We start from the raw sequence: 17,633 nt of genomic DNA, 5'->3' as shown, positions 1-17,633 counted from the left end.
AGAGCTCCTTTAGTTGGCCGCAACCAACCAATTTTTTTGCCCCGCGTATCATTCGGTCGCGGGGCTTTTTTTCGCCTGATGGTTTTGCGCTTCCAGAACAGTGACAGTGGCTGTCGTACCGGCCCTTAATCGATTCTTGCCGGCATAGTCACCATCAATGCCGATGCGCACCGGCACCCGCTGCGCCAGCTTCACCCAGGTGTAACTCGGATTGATATTGGCCAGCAGTCGGCCACCCGTGGCGTTTTCCCGGTCGGCGATGGCAAAGGCGATGCTCTGGACCGTGCCACCAAAGGTTTCTCCGCTCATCAACTGCACGCGCACGCGGTCCCCCTCCTCGATTCGCGGCAATTTGGTCTCTTCAAAGTAACCGCTGACGTAGAACGAATCGCTGTCGACCAGTGCCAGCAGTGCACCACCCGCCACCGCGTAATCACCCTGTCGGGTCAGCAGATTAGTGACGTAACCGCTGACCGGCGATTCGACACGAGTACGCTGCAAGTCCAGTTCCGCCTGAGTCAGTGCAGCAATCGCCAATTGCACATTGGCCTCGGCCAGCCCGAGATTGGCCTGATTGCGCAACAGATCAGCCTGAGCCACCGCCACATCGGTATTGGACTTCTCCCATTCTTCCCCGGAAATTGCAAAACCCTGCTTGAGCGTACGCCGGCGCCGCTCTTCGCTCTGGCGTTGTTTGAGCAGCGCTTCACTGGCGACGATGGATGCCTGTGATTGCCCCAGCGTCGCCTTCGCCACCTCGACCGAACGCCGCGCATGCTCGACTGCCAGGCTGTAGCGCGCCGGATCGATCTCCATGAGCAATTGCCCCTTGTCGACATGCTGGTTGTCCTGCACCACGAGGCTGACGATACGCCCGGAAACATCGGCTGATAGCGTCACCACATCCGCCCTCACCCGCGCATCCCGCGTCCAAGGCGCACGGGTGTAATGCTCCCAGGCAAACCAGCCAAGCACGATGGCCAGCAATACCACCGCTAATGTCGTTGTTCGAGCGAGTAACACTTTCAAGGCATCAGGCTCCCATCAGCAAAATCAGCGAGGCACAAACGCATGCATACAAGGCGCCCTCAAACAGCGCCTCGTGCCAGACCAGTCGCAACACACCCAGACGTCGCAAACACCAGTCCAGGAGCATAAATATCGGTATCGCCAGCAATAGGGCCTGGGCAATGGGTGGCAGATAAACGCCACCCATTTCGAAATCAATGGGCAAGGGCCGGTTCTCCTTCCGAGACGTTACGTTGCAGGTATTCGCCGTGGCGTTTCAGGAAAGACACGACGATCAACAGCGCCACGCGCATGCGAAACACCGACCACAAATGTTCGTGGCTGGCGACGTGCAACTCGTCCAGCTCATCACCCAATAGCTGGAGCGAGGTCAACAACGCTTGCAATTGCACGTCCTGGCGCCCGGCCACAAAACGGCCGGTCTTGCGCAGCGCCGAAGCCAATTGCTGGCTGAACGCGTCCCTCAGCAGTGCATTGTTCTGTGCCTGCTGCCGGAGTTGATGCATTGCTACGCCCAATGCGACGCACGCCAGACTGATTTCATAGAGCTGCTGCATGGCGCGCTCGCTCACGGCCGGCAGCAAGCCAAGCATGCTGGTCAGTCGGTCGACCATACGGCTTTCGAAAGCGAATTGCTGTTCATCGGTGGCCGGTTTTTTGGTCAGTTCATAAACCTGCTCACGCGCCTCGTTATAAAAGCGGCGAATGCGCAATGCCGGACGGAACGGGAAAATCCATGCGTAGACCATCAAAGCGAGCATCGCCGCGCTGACATAGGCGCCGGCGAATTCGAACCATTGAATCGCAGTGTTCTGCCCGGTGCCGACATTCTGTGGGCCGAGCAGGAGGAAACTCGACAACCCCAGGCCCATACCAATGCCCGCGGTCGTCGGGCTCGCCAAACCGACAGCGATCACGTACAGCAGCGGTGCCAGCATCAACGCCAATGGCTCGAAATCACTGATGGTCGGCACCAGCATGAATTGATAGAACGCCGAGACCACCAGTGCCAGTCCCAACCCACGCGCGTAACTCTGCGCGGCCATCAGTGGCCGCGGGAATGTCGCCATCAGCGAACAGAGAATCCCCACCAGAATCATCCCGCCCCGCGCGCCATCCCAGGCGGTTTCGATCCAGATCAACCCGGCTACCAGTAATGCGGTAAAGGCGCGGATGGCGTTCATTGAAGCCAGTGTGAAATCAAGATGCAGCGGGCTGGCCTGACCGCGATACAGACAACTGGCTTCGCGCCCTTCCTGAATGGCATCACTCAACTCCAGAATCTGCTCCAGTTGCTGCAACAGCCGCGCCTGCTCCCAGCGTAACGCCCACGCCAGCGAACGCAGGATAGCGCTCATGTCTTCGGTCAGTTGTTCGGCCTCATACGCCAAGGCTTCAAACTGCTGCTGCAGCGTGATGAATTGGTGCCGCCGCTCGGCGGGCAGCGCTCGGCCCAACTGCGCCAACTGGTCGAGAAGTGCGAGCTCTTCTGCACGCAAGCGCTGTACGTCCAGAGGAAGATCGCCCTCCCAACGTTCGGTGAGCAATTCGCGCTGATGACGTAATGCAGTCAAACGCGAGGTCAGCAACATCAGTTGATTACCCAACAGCAGCACCAGATTGTCGGCACCGCGCAACCGTGGGGCATCGAAATACAGATGGCGGCGCAACCCTTCGAGCGCGCTGATTTCACCGAGCAACTGCATCTGACGGCGCTGAAAGTCGGCTTCACTTTCTTCTGTGCGAATCACCGCAGCGGAGTGACTGGCAGCCAGTTTGATCACCTGATCGACCTTGGCGAAGTAACCTTTGGCAACTGCTTCCGGACGCGCAGTGAGCAGGCTGACCACGCAGACGCACGCTACGGCCAGCAAGGTTTCGGTAACGCGGGTGACAGCCAGCAGAAAGGTGCCATCCTGGTCGGGAATGGCCAGCAATGCCACCACCACGGCGGTATAACCACTGAGCACAAACGCCTGAGAACTGGTATAGCGCAGCAACGTGCCGCCCGCGGTGCAGAGCGCCAGCCACAGTGCCAGCGTTGTGATGAACGGAAGCGGCGCCTGCGGGAATATCGCCATGATCAACACCGCCACCGCAGCACCCAGCGTGGTGCCAATCACTTGACCGAAACTACGCGCCAGCGCCATGCCGGCCAACGGCTGGCTGACAATCACGACGGCCATGATCGACCACTTGGGTTGGTCGAGATCGAACAAAAACGCCAGATACAGCGTCAACAGCCCGGCGGCAATGGTGCGCAGGGCAAACAGCAGGACAGCCTGACCGGGATGGATCACGACCTGGAAATAATTGCGCAGGGCTTGCATGGGGGCTCTCATCGAAGCGACTCCTGCAAGCGTAGACTCTGCATCGAATGCCTGATGGGTAACTGAATCGACAGATGTTGTAGGGCGATTCGCATGCACGGGGTTTGACTCACGGCCCTCGCTGGTCGAAGCTTGCCGTTCTGCTATAGAACGCCAGTTCACGGAAATCTGCATGCCTCAGTCCCGCCGCTACCTGCTTATCAGCCTTGGCCTTGTGCTGCTCGTCGTCATTGCCTGGTTATCCCTGCGCTCCACCGCCCCGGTGGTGCCGGAAGCGATCAAGCGCGGCTACAGCGAAGCCCTGACGGCCGCCCGTTCCGGTCAGCCGGGAGCCGCGCGGCAGTTGTATCAGCAATTGGGTCGCCCGGACCTGTCGGTCAAACGCAGTGTCTGGCTGCTGGCCGAGCTGCCCAACTATCCGAGCCCGCAAGCGCTGAAACTGGCCGACGCCCATCTGCAGAACGAAGCCCCCGAAGTACGGCTGGCAGCGATTCAAAGTGTGGTCGGACTGGTGCCCGGCGGGCAACGCAGTCTGCTGCTCGGGCCGATGCTCGACGATGAGGACCAAAACGTACGGTTCGCTGCGATCAATGCCCTGCTGGGCCTGACGCCGGATGAACTGGGGCTGTATTTCGCCCCGCTGCAGCAGGCGATCGATGGCTGGGAACAAGCGCTCAAGGGACAGCCGGAAAGCGCCGCCACCTATGCGCAACTGGCACGCCTGTATCTGCACAACGCCGAACTCAAACAGGCCCAACAAGCGCTGGACAACACCCTGCGGCTGGAACCGGGCAACCTGCCGGCACTGGTGATGCAGATCGATGTCCTCGACCGCCAGGGTCAGAGCGACGCCGCCCGCCAGTTGCTCGCCAAACAGTTGCAGGCGCAACCGGATTCCGCCTACCTGCAACACGCGCTCGGACTGTGGCTGTTGCACCACGGCCAGCGTGAATTCGCCCTGCTCGGCTTGTCCAAAGCGGTGGAGCTGGAGCCGGACAACAAGGATTACCGCTACGACCTCGCCACCACCCTGCACGCTGCCGAAGAGCTGGAAGCGGCGCAAAAGCAGTTGCAGGAAGTCGTCCAGCGTCACCCAGCCGACCGCAAGGCGCGAGTGCTGCTGATCAATTACTGGAAGGAAAGCGGCCAGTTGCAGAACGTCCAGATTCTGCTCGCGCAACTGGAGCAGATGAACCCTGATGACCCGGCGTTACAGCAGGGACTCTGAGCCCTTACCCGCTGATTCAATGACATTTTGATATCGAAACATCGGAACCGTCATGACTGGCAGCGGTCAAGTAATCAGGTAGAGCACAACGGCTGATACAGCCTGCTGCCTCGATTCCCCTAGTCATGAGAGGGCATTCTTTGTCTACGTCCAACGAGTTGATCAGTGCAAAAGCCGCCACCGGCATCATTGGCCTGGATGACATCCTCGCCGGTGGTCTGTCCCGAGGGCATGTGTTTTTGCTCGAAGGTGAACCCGGTACAGGCAAAACCACCGTCGCGTTGCATTTCCTGATGGCGGGCGCCCGTGCCGGCGAACGCTGTCTCTACATCACGCTGTCGGAAACCGAGCGTGAATTGCGTCAAGGCGCGGCCTCCCACGGCTGGGAGCTGAACGAGAACATTGAAATCTTCGAGCTGACGCCGCCCGAAAGCCTGCTCAACGCCGAGCATCAGCAAAGCCTGCTGTACTCGTCCGACCTTGAGCTGGGCGAAGCCACCAAGCAGATTTTCGAAGTGGTCGAGCGCTTCAAGCCGACCCGCGTGGTTCTCGACAGCCTGTCGGAGATCCGCCTGCTGGCGCAGAGTTCGCTGCGCTACCGCCGACAGATTCTGGCGATCAAACATTACTTCGTGCGTTACGACGCCACCGTACTGCTGCTTGACGACCTGACCACCGAGTCCCTCGACAAGACCGTGCACAGCGTCGCCCACGGGGTGATCCGCCTCGAAGAACTGACGCCCAATTACGGCGCCGAGCGCCGCCGCGTGCGCATCGTCAAATATCGCGGCCAGAAATACCGTGGCGGTTACCACGACTTCACCATCATGGGCGACGGCGTCCATGTGTTCCCACGACTGGTCGCCGCCGAACACCGCAGCGACTACCCGCGCCTGCAATTGAGCAGCGGGATTCAGGAAATGGATGCCTTGCTCGGCGGCGGGGTCGAAACCGGCTCCAGCACGCTGATTCTTGGCCCGGCCGGTACCGGCAAATCGCTGATTTCGATGATCTTCGCCGCTGCCGCAGTGGCCCGAGGCGAAAAAGCTGCGCTGTTCATCTTTGATGAAGAGCTGGGTCTGCTGTTCGAGCGCATGAAAAACATCGGCATCGACCTCAAGGCCTTGCAAGCCACCGGCAACCTGCTGATCGATCAAGTGGACGCCGCCGAGCTGTCCCCCGGCGAGTTCTCGCACCGGGTGCGTCGTTGCGTAGACGAAGGCAACATCAAGACCGTGGTGATCGACAGCATCAACGGCTATCAGGCCGCGATGCCGGAAGAGAATGCCCTGGTGCTGCACATGCATGAGTTGCTGCTGTACCTCAACCGCAAAGGCGCGGCAACCTTCATGACCGTTGCCCAGCATGGCCTGGTCGGCGACATGCAGGCGCCGGTCGACATCACTTACCTGGCCGACACGGTGATCCTGCTGCGCTACTTCGAAGCCATCGGCAAAGTTCGCCGAGCCATTTCCATCATCAAGAAACGTACCGGCAGCCACGAATCGACCATCCGTGAATACCGCATTTCGGGCCAGGGCATGACCATCGGCGAACCACTGGAAGCGTTCCAGGGTGTGTTGCGTGGCGTGCCGACTTACCTCGGCGCGAGCAATCCGCTGTTGCGGGAAGAAACCTTGTGACAGCCTCCGTATCACTGCCGGAACGGGCGCTGATTCTGGCGCCCATGGGTCGGGACAGCCAAGTGGCGCTGATGATCCTCAATGAGGCGGGTTACGGCGGCGTCATCACCCCGGATCTGGGCGCGCTGTGCGCAGAACTGGAGCCTGGCGCCGGACTTTTGTTAATTGCCACCGAAGCCCTGCGCGGCCCCGAGCTGGAAACGCTCCTGCACTTTCTGGAACAGCAACCGGCTTGGTCGGATCTGCCGATCGTCTTGCTGACCCACCATGGCGGCCCGGAACCGGGCCCCTCCTCGCGCCTGAGCAAACTGCTGGGCAACGTCACGTTCCTTGAGCGCCCGTTTCATCCGGCGACCCTGGTCAGTCTGGTCTCCACCGCCCTGCGCGGGCGACGACGACAGTACGAAGCCCGCGACCGCCTGATCGATTTGAGTGAAAGCGAACGCCGACTGCAATCGACCCTGGAAACCCTTGAGCAACAGGTCGAGGAACGCACCGCGCAACTGCGCCACAACGAAGAAGCCCTGCGCCAGTCACAGAAAATGGAAGCGGTCGGTCAGTTGACCGGCGGCATCGCTCACGACTTCAACAACATGCTCACCGGGATTATCGGCAGCCTTGAACTGCTGCGCCGGCGTCTGGCTCGCGGACGCCTTGATGACCTCGACAGCCTGATCGATCTCGGTGTCACTTCAGCCAACCGCGCGGCCGGCCTGACCCACCGTTTGCTGGCGTTTTCCCGCCGGCAATCGCTGGACTCCAAAGCCGTGCAGATGAACACACTGGTGCTGTCGATGGGCGAGCTGCTGCAGCGCAGCCTCAACGAAAGTATCCAGCTGGACATGCGCCTCAACGACCAGTTGTGGATCGCCGAAGCGGATCCCAATCAACTGGAAAGCGCCCTGCTCAACCTGGTACTCAACGCCCGCGATGCAATGCCCGAGGGCGGCAAACTGGTGGTCGAAACCAGCAATCAGGTGCTTAAGCCGGAATTCACCGAGGCCTACCCGAATCTCGAACCCGGCGACTACGTGATGCTCAGCGTCACCGATAACGGCAGTGGCATGGCCCAGAGCGTGGTCAGCCGCGCGTTCGATCCGTTCTTCACCACCAAGCCGATCGGCCAGGGCACCGGGCTGGGTCTGTCGATGATTTACGGCTTCAGCAAGCAGTCTCGTGGTCACGTCTCGATCGACAGCGAAATCGATCAGGGCACCACGGTCAAACTGTACCTGCCGCGCTTTCGCGGCGAAGAGCTGGAGCATCCGGTGTCCGATGCTCAGCAGGCCCCGGAAGCAATGGATGGCGAAACCGTGTTGATCGTCGAGGACGACCCTGCCGTACGCGTACTGGTCAGCGCGGTGCTCAGTGAGTTGGGTTATGCGTTTGTCGAAGCCGGCGATGCCGACGGCGCCGTGCCGATCCTCAACTCGACACAGCGCATCGACCTGCTGATCAGTGACGTCGGCCTGCCAGGCATGAACGGCCGGCAACTGGCGGAAATCGGCCGGCAGTATCGGCCGGGGCTGAAGGTGTTATTCATTACTGGGTATGCCGAGCACGCGGCAGTGCGCGGTGGTTTCCTCGACCCGGGCATGCAGATGATCACCAAACCGTTCACTTTCGATCTGCTGACCGCCAAAGTCCGCGAGATGATCCAGAACTGATCCCCCAAAACGACTGTAGGAGCTGCCGCAGGCTGCGATCTTTTGATCTTGTTTTTTAAGATCAAAAGATCGCAGCCTGCGGCAGCTCCTACATGGGGAGCATCAGCCGCTACGGATCAGGCCAGCAATTCCTGAATCTTTTCCTGCAATACATCCAGATCGAACGGTTTTTCCAGGATCGGCGCCTTGCGCGTGATCGGGCTGCCGGTCTCGCGGATTTCCTGCGGGTAACCGCTGATGAAGATCACCTTCAGATCCGGGCGCAGTTTTACTGCCGGCTCCGCGATCTGCACGCCGGAGATCCCGCCCGGCAGGCGGAAGTCAGTGATCAGCATGTCCAGATGCGGCTTGCTCGCGAGGATCTCGAACGCCTGCTCGCCGTTTTCGGCCTGCAACACGCGGTACCCCTGCCCCGACAGGTAATCTGTCAGCACCATCAAGATAACCGGTTCGTCCTCGACGACGAGTACTACATCTTGTGCATCTACGCTCATGGGAAGCCTTTGTTCGGTCAATAGCTGCTGATACGACCGTGCGGTCACTCAGAGGTTGCGTCGGATATGCCGTTTTCCTGGATTGGCAGACAAACGCGAAACAGGGCGCCTTCGTTGATTTGACTCTCGACGACGATGGAACCGCCATGGGCGGCGACGATCTGCTCGGAAATGAACAGACCCAGCCCGAGACCAGCCACTACCGTCTTGGCGGAAACCCGTTCGAACTGTTGGAAAATGCGCTTCTGGTTCTCTTCGCTGATGCCGATGCCCCGGTCCTGAACCTCGACCCGCGCCTCGTCGCCTTCACGGTACACGCGCACCTGAATCGGGCTGCGGCCACCGTAGCGCAAGGCATTGGTCAGCAGGTTGGAGACCACCTGCTCGATGCGAAATTCGTCCCAGTAACCTTCCACCGGCTGCGGCGCGGTGAACGACACTTCGGTCTCCGCCGCCTCTATCTGCTGGGCGAAATTCTGCAGCAGGTTGCTCACCAGTTGCGTCAGGTCGAAACGATTCGGCCGGATCGACAGCTTGCCCGTGCGGATACGCGAAACATCGAGCATGTCTTCGATCAGCCGGATCAGGCTTTTGATCTGGCGCTCGTCGCGATCGACCATCGCGTGCATCTTGTCGAGAGTGAACGCCGCGGCGTTGTCCCGCGCCAGGTGCATCTTGCGCAACTGGGTTTCGAGTATCAGGCCATTGAGCGGCGTGCGCACTTCGTGAGCGACGATTGACATGAAGTCATCGCGCATACGCACCGCCTGCTCCAGCTCCAGTTGCGTGCTTTGCAGTTGTTGCAGCAGCGCTTCCTGCTCGCGACGCGCCTGCTCCAGGGCTTCGACCTGTTGTTTCATGGCCTTGCTCTGGCGGTACAGGTCGACGAATACGTTGACCTTGCTCTTCACCGCGTGGATATCCAGCGGCTTGTGCAGGAAGTCCACCGCCCCGCTCTCGTAGCCCTTGAACGCGTAGTTCAGTTCACGGCCGGCGGCGCTGACGAAAATGATCGGAATGTTCTTGGTTTTCTCGGTGCCGCGCATCAACTCGGCGAGCTCGAAGCCGTTCATCCCCGGCATCTGCACGTCGAGGATGGCCATGGCGAACTCATGTTGCAGCAGCAGCGAAAGTGCTTCGTCCGCCGACAGCGCCTTGTACACCGTGCGGTCCTCGCGCTTGATCAGCGCTTCGAGGGCCAGCAGGTTCTCCGGCAGATCGTCGACGATCAGCAATTTGGCCTGGATATTACTCAGCATGCGATTCGTTCCAGCTCGACAAGCAGACGGCCGATGCCGTGAATGGGTAGGACATGGTCAGGCTGCTGAATTTTCAGCGCAGCCAGAGGCATGGTGGCGACCTGCGCGTCCTGCGGGTCTTGAACAATGGTCAGTCCGCCACGCTGCTTGACTTGCGCCAGGCCGCGAGCGCCATCGTGATTGGCGCCGGTCAGCAACACGGCAGCCAGGGTTTCGCCGTAAACATCAGCGGCGGACTCAAACAAGTAGTCGATGGCAGGTCGGGAATGGTGTACGCGGTCCTCAAGACTCAGCGACAAACTGCGATCCTGCTCCACCGACAGGTGATACCCGGGCGTGGCGAAATAAACCGTGCCGGGCATGATGTCTTGCTTGTCGGTCGCCTCTGCCACCGGCAGCATCAGGCGCCGGGAGAACACTTCGGCCAACTGACTGCGCCGCTCCTCCGGCAGGTGCAGCACCACAATGATCGGCAACACGTAACCCTGGCGCAACGGCGCGAGCAGAGTCAGCAGGGCCTCAACCCCACCGGCTGAAGCACCGACCACGATGGCCTCGACACGAGGCAAATCCACGGCATCGTTCATAATTTGCGGTAGATCCGTTCTTGTTTGACCAACGGTTCGAACTGATTCGAGTAACCGGAAAAATCCAGCGTTTCCTTGCTGCCCAGCACCAGAAAGCCACGGTGGCACAGCGATTCGTGAAACAGACCGAAGGCACGGTCCTGAAGTTTCTTGTTGAAGTAAATCAGTACGTTGCGGCAGGAAATCAACTGCGTTTCGGAGAACACGCTGTCCGTCGCCAGGCTGTGATCGGCGAAGGTCACGTTCTCGCACAGGCTCTTGTCGAAGATCGCGTAGCCATAGGCTGCGGTGTAGTAATCGGCAAAGGAACGCTGACCGCCGGCTTGCTGGTAATTGGCAGTGTAGGCCCGGACATTCTCCATCGAGAAAATGCCCTGTTTGGCCTTGTCCAGCGAGCGCGGGTTGATGTCGGTGGCGTAGATGATCGTACGGTCGAGCAGGCCTTCTTCGCGCAGCAGAATCGCCATCGAGTAAACCTCCTCGCCAGTGCTGCACCCGGCGATCCAGATCTTCAGCGACGGATAGGTGCGCAGCAGCGGCACCACTTCCTTGCGGATTGCCAGGAAGTGCGACGGGTCGCGGAACATCTCGCTGACCGGGATCGTCAGCAACTGCAGCAACTGCATGAACGCCGTGGGATCGTGCAGGACTTTCTCCTGCAACGCCGAGATCGTTGCGCATTCGAACTGACTCAAGGCGTGCTGCACCCGGCGCTTGATCGAAGCGCCCGAGTAATCACGAAAATCGTAGCTGTACTTGAGGTAGATGGCCTCAATCAACAGGCGTAATTCGATTTCGCTGTTGCGCTCCGCGGAGTGACTGCTATCCACTAAATGCGTTCCATCTTCGGTAACCACACGCGAATCAACGAGAACAGGCGATCCAGATCGATCGGCTTGGCCAGATAATCGTTGGCGCCCGCCTGCAGGCAGCGCTCCTGATCGTCTTTCATGGCCTTGGCCGTCACTGCGATGATCGGCAGTTTGCGCCAGCGCGGATCCTTGCGGATTTCAATGGTGGCTTCAAAACCATCCATCTCCGGCATCATCACGTCCATCAGCACCAGGTCGATGTCCTCGATTTCATTCAACTTATCAATCGCTTCGCGACCGTTACGGCCGATCACCACGACTGCGCCCTTGTGCTCCAGCGCACTGGTCAGGGCGAAGATGTTGCGCACATCGTCGTCCACCAGCAGCACCTTGCGGCCTTCGAAGACCTTGTCGCGGCTGCGGGCGGTCTTGAGCATCTTCTGCCGTTCATGGGACAACTGCGATTCGACTTTGTGCAGAAAGAGTGTCACCTCATCCAGCAGGCGTTCCGGCGAGCGCGCGCCCTTGATGATGATCGAGCGCGAATACTTGCGCAGCTCGGCCTCTTCATCGCGGGTCAGGTTGCGTCCGGTGTAGACGATCACCGGCGGGAACGAGCAGATGTCCTCGGTCGACATGCGCTTGAGCAGATCGTTGCCGAGCATGTCCGGCAATTTAAGGTCGATCACCATGCAGTCGTAAATCGTCGTACGCAGTTTCTCCAGCGCGTCTTGCGCCAGACCGACCGCGGTGATCTCGATGTCTTCATCACCGATCAGGCGGGCAATGCTTTCGCGTTGCAGATCGTCATCTTCGACCAGCAACACGCGCTTGACCTTCTGAGTCAGCTTGGCTTCGAGACGGGCGAACACGTCCTTGAGCTCTTCGCGGGTGGTCGGTTTGACTGCGTAACCGATCGCCCCCATGTGCATCGCCGCTTCAACGCGGTCTTCGACCGAGATCACGTGCACCGGGATGTGCCGGGTTTCGGCGTGTTCTTTCAGGCGTTGCAGCACGGTCAGACCGGAGTGATCCGGCAGACGCATGTCGAGCAGGATCGCGTCCGGCACGAACTCGCGGGCCAGGTCATAGCCTTCGTCGGCACCGTGGGCCACCAGGCACTGGTAGCCCAGTTCGTGGGCCAGGTCGTAAAGGATGTGGGCGAAATTCGGCTCGTCTTCCACCACCAGAATGCAGCGCGTGGCGAACGGCGCCTTGCCACGGTCGTCGGCAAAGCGCGGGATGTGCACCGGCGCCAGCGGCGACACCGCGATCGATGGCGGCTGCACCACCGGGGCCGGGGCCGATACCGGCGGCGTGAAGGTCAGCGGGATCGCAGGGCTGTCACCCGGCTCGCTGTATTGCTGCGGCAGCACCAGGGTAAACACACTGCCCTGCCCCGGCGCGCTGCTGACGCTGATCGAGCCACCGAGCAAGGCCGCCAGATCACGCGAGATCGACAAGCCCAGACCGGTGCCACCGTATTTGCGGTTGGTGGTGCCATCGGCCTGGCGGAACGCTTCGAAGATGCTTTCCTGCTGATCTGCGGCGATACCGATCCCCGAATCGCGCACGATGAACGCAATGCGTTCGTTCGGCTGGCCGGCGATGGTCAGGCTGACCGCGCCGTGTTCGGTGAACTTCACGGCGTTGGACAGCAGGTTCTTGATCACCTGCTCCAGACGCTGGCGATCGGTGTACAGCATGATCGGCGCATCCGGCTGCAACTCGACGCTGAACGTCAGTTGCTTGTCCGCCGCCAGCGGTTCGAACACGCTGCGCAGGCCGTCGGCCAGCCGCGCGACACTGGTGTTTTCCGGGATCACTTCCAGCTTGCCGGCCTCGACCTTGGAAATGTCGAGAATGTCGTTGATCAGGTTCAGCAGATCGTTGCCCGCCGAATAGATCGACTCGGCGAACTTGACCTGTTCAGCCGTCAGATTGTCCTGCGGGTTCTCGGCCAGCAACTTGGCGAGGATCAGCGAACTGTTCAGCGGCGTGCGCAGTTCGTGGGACATGTTGGCGAGGAATTCGGACTTGTACTTGCTCGAACGCTGCAGTTCTTCGGCGCGTTCTTCGAGCTGCACCTGAGCCTGATTGAGTTCGGTGTTCTTCTGGTCCATGGCGTCGCGCTGCTCGGCCAGAGTCTGTGCCTGTTCGGCCAGCTGCTCGTTGGTCTGCTCCAGCTCGACTTGCTGGGTTTCCAGATGCGCCTGGGATTCCTTGAGAATCCGCGACTGTTCTTCCAACTCCTCGTTGGCGGTTTTCAGCTCTTCCTGCTGCACCTGCAACTCTTCGTTGAGCTGCTGGGTTTCGGCCAGCACTTCCTGCAGACGCTGGCGATAACGCGCCGCTTCGATCGAGGTGCCGATGTTGCCGGCAATCAGTTCCAGCAAATCGATATCGCGGTCGGTGAGCGGGCGCAGGAAGCCCAGTTCGATCACCCCGTTGACCCGGTCATCATCACTGGTCGGCACCACCAGCACACTGTGCGGCAGACCTGCGCCCAGGCCGGAGCTGACTTTGAAATAGTCGGCCGGAACCGAATCCAGGCGAATCAGTTGCCCCTGCTGGGCAACCTGGCCGACGATGCCTTCGCCGCTGTAAATCTGCTGATCCTTTTCTTCCTGTTCGCGGGAGAACCCATAGGACGCCACGCGCTTGAGGCCGCCGTGTTCTTCGCGTACGTACAGCGCCGCCACCGCAGTGCCCAGATATTGTGCGCAGAACTGCAGGATGTTGCGCCCCAGCAGGTTAAGCGTCAGTTGCCCCAGCACCTGTTCCGCCAGTTCGGTCTGGCCGCTGCGCATCCACGCCTGGCGCTCCAGACGCTCGGCGCTGGCTTGCTGCGCCGCAAGGTTGGCGCTGTAGCTGTCCGACAGGCTGACCAGATCGCGGCGACCGACATACGCGAGCAAACCGCTGATCCCGGCTATAAACAGCAGATAAAGAGTGATGCTCCAGATCGTGGTACGGCGCACCTCTTCGTTGCGCGTGGTGCGCAACTGCTGCTCCATGTCGATCACGTCTTCGAACTGCTTGCGGATCTCATCGGTCAGGCGCTTGCCGCGCCCGGCCTTGACCGCGCCCCGGTAGTCACCGCTGGAGCGCTGCAGATCGATCATCGATTGCGCGTAGTTGCTCCACTCAGTCTGCAAGGCCTGCAGACGCCGCAACCGGTCGGTCTGGATCGGATTGTCGGCAGTGAGTTCGAGCAAGGTATTGAGCGCCACGTTGATCCGCGGCTTGGCGGTCTCGTACGGGTCGAGGAAGTGCTCGTCGCCACTGAGCAGGAAGCCGCGCATGCCGGTTTCCAGATCAACGGTGAGTTTCACCGCTTCGTTGGCGTTATTGATCACCCGGTCGGTGTGTTCCACCCACTGGATCACCGAGAGCAAATAGGTGATCAGCGAAATGAAAAACACTGCACTGATCGCGCCGACGCCCAAAGGCAGACTGATGTTGCGCGTCAGGAGTTTACGGAACCGTGTTTCGTCAACTGTAGACCGAGTGGACATGAGGCAGCCTTGTCGAACTGTCGAAACCCGGGAGTTTGCCCCAAAACGGTACTATGGATCTATTTTTCTCACTGCCATGGTGGCAATTTCCTACATTTGCTGCACTTCCCGATCAGGCAACGGGTATCCTTGCCGCCCCGATTTGCAGCTAATCTTTTTGTACCCGCTCGGGAACTTGTGGCCATGCGCCACTTACTCATGCAAGAGCCCGGCATTTTCGACCGGTCGCCGTTCCGATTTCATTTCTTGAGAGCTATCCCTATGTCCACCCCAGAGTCCACCATCCTTGTAGTAGAAGACGACGACATCGTACGCATGCTCATCGTCGATGTGCTGGAGGAGCTGGATTTCAAGGTGTTGGAGGCGGCAGACGGCGAATCTGCGCTGAACACTCTCCGGGATCAGAGCAAGCTTATCGACTTGATGATGACTGACTACGGCCTGCCGGGCATGACAGGCAGTGAACTGGCCGGCAAGGCACGTGAACTGCGCTCCACCCTGCCCGTCCTGTTCGCCAGTGGTTACGCCGAAAACATCGACGTTCCCGCCGGCATGCACGTGATCGGCAAACCATTCTCGATCGATCAACTGCGTGACAAGGTCAAGGGCATTCTGACCAAGTGATTGGCCTTGATCCGGCAGCGGCTGCAGATGTGCTCTAATTGCGCGCCATTTTTAGCCGCCTGCCTGCAAGGAACCCCCGTCAATGACTGCATCACCCGCCACCAAAGTTCTGGTCATCGGTTACGTCTGGCCCGAACCGCGCTCTTCGGCAGCCAGCGGGCATGTGATGCAGATCCTCGAGACGTTTTTGCAGCAAGGCTGGGACATCACCTTCAGCAGCCCGGCCGGCCCGGGCGAGCATAAGGCTGACCTGACCGCGCTGGGCATCCGCGAAGTGCCGATCGAACTGAACAACAGCAGCTTCGATAGTTTCATCAGTGAACTGGCTCCAGATATCGTCCTGTTCGACCAGTTCATGATGGAAGAGCAGTTCGGCTGGCGCGTCGAAAAGCAATGCCCGAATGCCTTGCGCGTACTGGAGACATCCGACCTGCAGAGCCTGCGCCACGCCCGCCACCAACGGCTCAAGGAGCGCTTGAAAGACGACCCGGACAATCAGGACTTCAGCGCACTGTTCGCCCCGGCGCTGCGCAAAGAGTTCGAGTTGATGGCCGATACGGACCTGGCCAAACGGGAAATCGCCGCGTTGTATCGCTGCGATCTGAATCTGATGATTTCCGAAGTTGAAATTCAGTTGCTGGTCGAACAGTTTCAAGTCCCTGGCGACCTGCTGCACTGGTGCCCGCTGATGCTCGAACCACCGCGCGATTCGTTCGTGCCCTTTGAGGAGCGCGCGCACTTTCTGAGTATTGGCAACTTCCGTCACGCGCCTAACTGGGACGCCGTGCTGTGGATGAAGACCGCCATCTGGCCGCTGATCCGCCAGCAATTGCCCGGCGCCCAACTGCATATCTACGGTGCCTATACGCCGCCCAAGGCCACAGCCCTGCACAACGCGGCGCAGGGGTTTCATGTGATGAACTGGGCAGAAGATGCGCTGCAAGTGATGTCGCAAGCCCGGGTTTGCCTGGCGCCTTTGCGTTTCGGCGCTGGGATCAAGGGCAAGATCGTCGATGCGATGCTCTGCGGCACGCCCAATGTCACGACGCCCATCGGCGCCGAAGGCATGGGCGGCGCATTGCCCTGGCCCGGTGCGGTGGCTCAGTCGGCCCAGGCCCTGGCCGACGCCGCTGTGGCGCTGCACGAAGACAGATTGCGCTGGGCTGATGCACAGCAGGCCGGCGTCGCGTTGTTGAATGCGCGCTATCGGCAGACTGATCACGGCCCGGCGCTGATCGCTCGCCTGCGACATTGCCGCGACAACTTGTCAGCATTACGTCGCGCCAACTTTACTGGCAGTATGTTGCGTCACCACTTGCATAAAAGCACCCAATACATGGCGCAGTGGATCGAAGCAAAGAACCAGAAAAGTTGATCATTAAAGTGCAAAATCACATTACCAATACTTTGCAAAGAGTGCTGGCTTGTACTTTTTCCGTTTGCACCAAAGAATAACTTCCGAACTGACCAAACAAGTTGACTGGTCGGAAATTAAACTTTATCTGCAACGGAATGCACCATGAGTAATTACCCTTTCAAAAACTGGATGGCGGCTACACCGGATATGGACCGACTGACCCTTGGTGAAGTGGTCTGGCCCGGCGCGCATAACTCCGGGCTGGATTTTGATTTTCCGTACCCGGCTTATCTCCAACCCGCCCAGAACTGGTTTGTCTGTCAGGACGGTCCGTTCATTCAGCAACTTAATGAAGGCGTGCGCGCCTTCGACTTGCGCCTGCATTCAGATGAACACTGGCTGGGCATCAGGAAGTTTCATACCTTTCATGGCGTGAAACTGCTCCAGGGACGCTCCTTGAGCGAGTTGGTAAAAAGTCTAAACTTTTTCCTCAATGAAAATCCGAACGAATTCATCGTATTGGACTTACATGAACTCAAGGGCACCAACGATCAGCCATTCGATTACAAGGGTTTCCATGAAGTCATCACCACGGAGCTGGCTTCGCGGCTTATTCCCCGAAACAACGGTCATCTGACCCTTGAACAACTTAAAAGGGCCAGTTCGCTACAACGCGTGGTGTTGGCAAGCGACTCGCACCCGGATTTCAATTCGCCCCTGTACTGGCCGAAAATCCGCCATGAATGGAGCGGGTCGGACATCACCTCGCCAGAGCAACTCAAGCAACACATCACCCGAACCCTGGCCAACCCGCCGGTACCCGGCAGCCTCTGGTCATTGTCGGCCACCAGCTATGGCGAACTGGCCGGCGTCAAGCGGATCACCGACGAACTCGATCAATGGTTTGGCCCAGACTCGGGATGGGCGCCGAAGTGCAGCATTATCAATGCCGACTTCATCGGTGGCACTCCACTGATCAGCCATTGCCAGCAGGTCAACCAGTCCAAAGGTCTACGCAAGGCCCGGGGCTGAGGCGCTGGAACTGTCCGTGACGCGCGTGCATGATGGGCACCTGAACACCACAA

14 protein-coding genes are annotated in these 17,633 nt (G+C 59.6%); 6 read left to right on the top strand and 8 right to left on the bottom strand.

Features of this window, described 5'->3' with window-relative positions; genetic code table 11:
• Positions 1-48 precede the first annotated feature (48 nt).
• Genes J1G18_RS09985 through J1G18_RS09975 form a run of 3 tightly spaced genes read right to left on the bottom strand, consistent with a single transcriptional unit; the run spans position 49 to position 3,359 of the window.
• The gene (locus tag J1G18_RS09985) at positions 49-1,029 is read right to left on the bottom strand and encodes an HlyD family secretion protein (RefSeq protein WP_027612753.1); all 981 of its coding nucleotides are present in this window, start codon (positions 1,027-1,029) and stop codon (positions 49-51) included.
• Positions 1,030-1,033: 4 nt separating this feature from the next.
• Positions 1,034-1,234 (bottom strand): DUF1656 domain-containing protein, encoded by a 201-nt coding sequence (locus tag J1G18_RS09980; RefSeq protein WP_027612752.1) that lies wholly within the window; start codon positions 1,232-1,234, stop codon positions 1,034-1,036.
• Entirely contained in the window at positions 1,224-3,359 is a 2,136-nt protein-coding gene (locus J1G18_RS09975) for an FUSC family protein (RefSeq protein WP_223007595.1), read from the bottom strand. Before J1G18_RS09975 ends, J1G18_RS09980 begins: the two co-directional genes overlap by 11 nt.
• A gap of 172 nt (positions 3,360-3,531) precedes the next feature.
• Here J1G18_RS09975 and J1G18_RS09970 point away from each other — a divergent pair, with 172 nt between their 5' ends.
• The 3 genes from J1G18_RS09970 (at position 3,532) to J1G18_RS09960 (ending at position 7,897) form a co-directional block, all read left to right on the top strand.
• Complete coding sequence (locus tag J1G18_RS09970; RefSeq protein ID WP_027612750.1) at positions 3,532-4,587, top strand: tetratricopeptide repeat protein; 1,056 nt, start codon at positions 3,532-3,534, stop codon at positions 4,585-4,587.
• 140 nt (positions 4,588-4,727) lie between these two features.
• Positions 4,728-6,230, top strand: coding sequence for an ATPase domain-containing protein (locus tag J1G18_RS09965; protein ID WP_098964109.1), 1,503 nt, complete (start codon positions 4,728-4,730; stop codon positions 6,228-6,230).
• On the top strand, positions 6,227-7,897 hold the full coding sequence (locus tag J1G18_RS09960; protein ID WP_210557214.1) for an ATP-binding protein: 1,671 nt from the start codon (positions 6,227-6,229) through the stop codon (positions 7,895-7,897). Before J1G18_RS09965 ends, J1G18_RS09960 begins: the two co-directional genes overlap by 4 nt.
• A 116-nt stretch (positions 7,898-8,013) precedes the next feature.
• On the opposite strand, the gene J1G18_RS09955 is transcribed toward J1G18_RS09960, so the two are convergent.
• Genes J1G18_RS09955 through J1G18_RS09935 form a run of 5 tightly spaced genes read right to left on the bottom strand, consistent with a single transcriptional unit; the run spans position 8,014 to position 14,567 of the window.
• Positions 8,014-8,391: a response regulator gene (locus tag J1G18_RS09955; RefSeq protein WP_003225116.1), complete on the bottom strand. Its 378-nt coding sequence runs from the start codon at positions 8,389-8,391 to the stop codon at positions 8,014-8,016.
• A 44-nt stretch (positions 8,392-8,435) separates the two neighbouring features.
• Entirely contained in the window at positions 8,436-9,650 is a 1,215-nt protein-coding gene (locus tag J1G18_RS09950) for a hybrid sensor histidine kinase/response regulator (RefSeq protein ID WP_027612747.1), read from the bottom strand.
• Positions 9,644-10,237: a chemotaxis protein CheB gene (locus tag J1G18_RS09945; RefSeq protein ID WP_097087405.1), complete on the bottom strand. Its 594-nt coding sequence runs from the start codon at positions 10,235-10,237 to the stop codon at positions 9,644-9,646. Before J1G18_RS09945 ends, J1G18_RS09950 begins: the two co-directional genes overlap by 7 nt.
• Positions 10,234-11,067: a CheR family methyltransferase gene (locus J1G18_RS09940; RefSeq protein WP_027612745.1), complete on the bottom strand. Its 834-nt coding sequence runs from the start codon at positions 11,065-11,067 to the stop codon at positions 10,234-10,236. The genes J1G18_RS09945 and J1G18_RS09940 overlap by 4 nt, the downstream gene beginning before the upstream one ends.
• Positions 11,067-14,567, bottom strand: coding sequence for a response regulator (locus J1G18_RS09935; protein ID WP_223007580.1), 3,501 nt, complete (start codon positions 14,565-14,567; stop codon positions 11,067-11,069). Before J1G18_RS09935 ends, J1G18_RS09940 begins: the two co-directional genes overlap by 1 nt.
• A gap of 261 nt (positions 14,568-14,828) precedes the next feature.
• Here J1G18_RS09935 and J1G18_RS09930 point away from each other — a divergent pair, with 261 nt between their 5' ends.
• From J1G18_RS09930 to J1G18_RS09920, 3 genes are all read left to right on the top strand, one after another.
• Positions 14,829-15,191 carry a response regulator gene (locus tag J1G18_RS09930; RefSeq protein WP_223007594.1) on the top strand — a complete coding sequence of 121 codons (363 nt, stop codon included), beginning with the start codon at positions 14,829-14,831 and terminating at the stop codon, positions 15,189-15,191.
• 82 nt (positions 15,192-15,273) lie between these two features.
• Positions 15,274-16,566: a glycosyltransferase gene (locus J1G18_RS09925; RefSeq protein WP_223007579.1), complete on the top strand. Its 1,293-nt coding sequence runs from the start codon at positions 15,274-15,276 to the stop codon at positions 16,564-16,566.
• A 144-nt stretch (positions 16,567-16,710) separates the two neighbouring features.
• Positions 16,711-17,580, top strand: coding sequence for a phosphatidylinositol-specific phospholipase C domain-containing protein (locus tag J1G18_RS09920; RefSeq protein WP_139053914.1), 870 nt, complete (start codon positions 16,711-16,713; stop codon positions 17,578-17,580).
• The last annotated feature ends 53 nt before the right edge of the window (positions 17,581-17,633 follow it).

Source organism: Pseudomonas sp. MIS38, assembly GCF_019891575.1.
Taxonomy (GTDB): domain Bacteria; phylum Pseudomonadota; class Gammaproteobacteria; order Pseudomonadales; family Pseudomonadaceae; genus Aquipseudomonas; species Aquipseudomonas putida_A.
This window is presented reverse-complemented; position numbering and strand designations above follow the sequence as displayed.